Below are 1,226 nucleotides of genomic sequence, written 5' to 3'. Positions count from 1 at the left end.
GATATCCCATTCGAAAGAAGTAAGACCCCTTGAAGACGACAAGGTAGATAGGGCAGAGGTGGAAGTGTGGTAACACATGGAGCTGACTGTTACTAATAGGTCGAGGGCTTGACCAAGAGTGTGAAGCGAAAGCGGAACGCGAAGCGTCATAGGATAGAAAATGTCTAAAAGATATGCAGTATATAGTTTTGAAGGTGTAATTAAGGCCCGATGGCTCAGTTGGTTAGAGCGCCGCCCTGTCACGGCGGAGGTCGTGGGTTCGAGTCCCATTCGGGTCGCTTATATTGAGCAATCAATATATAAATATCGTACTGACTGCTACATGCATGTCGAGTGCAAATGGGATCTTAGCTCAGCTGGGAGAGCATCTGCCTTACAAGCAGAGGGTCATAGGTTCGAGCCCTATAGGTCCCATTTTACAACATTTAAGTTGTAGTGCCGATGTGGCTCAATTGGCAGAGCAGCTGATTTGTAATCAGCAGGTTATCGGTTCGAGTCCGATCATCGGCTTCACGGAACTGAAAAGGTACATTAGCCGTTGTTGGACCGTGTTATGGGGGAATTCCCGAGTGGCCAAAGGGGGCAGACTGTAAATCTGTTAGCTGTGCTTTCAGTGGTTCGAATCCACTTTCCCCCACTCTGGTTTATCTTTTAGATAAGCCACTTTTTAATTTCATATCGCGAGGTGGAGCAGTCTGGAAGCTCGTCGGGCTCATAACCCGAAGGTCACAGGTTCAAATCCTGTCCTCGCAACTTGAAGAGTACGAAACAAGCGTCTCGTGCTCTTCTTTTATAAGATGCCCAGATAGCTCAGTTGGTAGAGCAGAGGACTGAAAATCCTCGTGTCACTGGTTCGATTCCGGTTCTGGGCACTTTTTTAATTCCTGAATAGATTTCAGGAATTTTTTTTTGCTCTATAGGAAGAATCCGACTTATAGGACAAAACGTGTTGATAAAAACCGTCTTTAGCCCCGATAAATAAAGGGCTGAAGGCGGTTTAATCTTTTTCTGAACAACTTTGAGGGTGGACAAAACGTGTTGATAGAAAGTACTGTGAGCTCTTGAAAATAAAGGGTTTGCAGGCATTTAATCTTCCTTAAAATTAGGACCATGGAGGGAAGGTTAAATGAATCAAGTAAATTGTCCTATTTGTGGTAAAAAATGTGTTAAATCAGGAAAGACAAAAGCCGGTTCGCAACGTTGGTTTTGTAAGAGCTGTAAAACAT

At 44.3% G+C, this 1,226-nt stretch carries 1 protein-coding gene, 6 tRNA genes and 1 rRNA gene; all 8 read left to right on the top strand.

All coding sequences use genetic code 11. The annotated features are described in order from the left end of the window. Window positions 1–116: ribosomal RNA gene (locus tag H8S44_RS16160) — 23S ribosomal RNA — on the top strand; the annotation flags it as partial. A gap of 88 nt (window positions 117–204) precedes the next feature. Beyond that, window positions 205–278 (top strand) — tRNA-Asp (locus H8S44_RS16155). Between the two features lie 63 nt (window positions 279–341). Then, window positions 342–414: transfer RNA gene (locus tag H8S44_RS16150), tRNA-Val, on the top strand. Between the two features lie 23 nt (window positions 415–437). Then, window positions 438–510: transfer RNA gene (locus H8S44_RS16145), tRNA-Thr, on the top strand. 45 nt (window positions 511–555) lie between these two features. Continuing rightward, window positions 556–637, top strand: a tRNA-Tyr gene (locus H8S44_RS16140). A gap of 42 nt (window positions 638–679) precedes the next feature. Further along, window positions 680–753, top strand: a tRNA-Met gene (locus H8S44_RS16135). Between the two features lie 46 nt (window positions 754–799). Beyond that, window positions 800–872, top strand: a tRNA-Phe gene (locus tag H8S44_RS16130). Between the two features lie 254 nt (window positions 873–1,126). Then, window positions 1,127–1,226, top strand: a 100-nt coding sequence (locus H8S44_RS17070) for a transposase-like zinc-binding domain-containing protein (RefSeq protein ID WP_456298177.1), incomplete at its 3' end; no start/stop codon positions are given.

The sequence above is a fragment of the Anaerosacchariphilus hominis genome (genome assembly GCF_014290175.1).
Classification (GTDB): Bacteria; Bacillota; Clostridia; order Lachnospirales; family Lachnospiraceae; genus Laedolimicola; species Laedolimicola hominis.
This window is presented reverse-complemented; position numbering and strand designations above follow the sequence as displayed.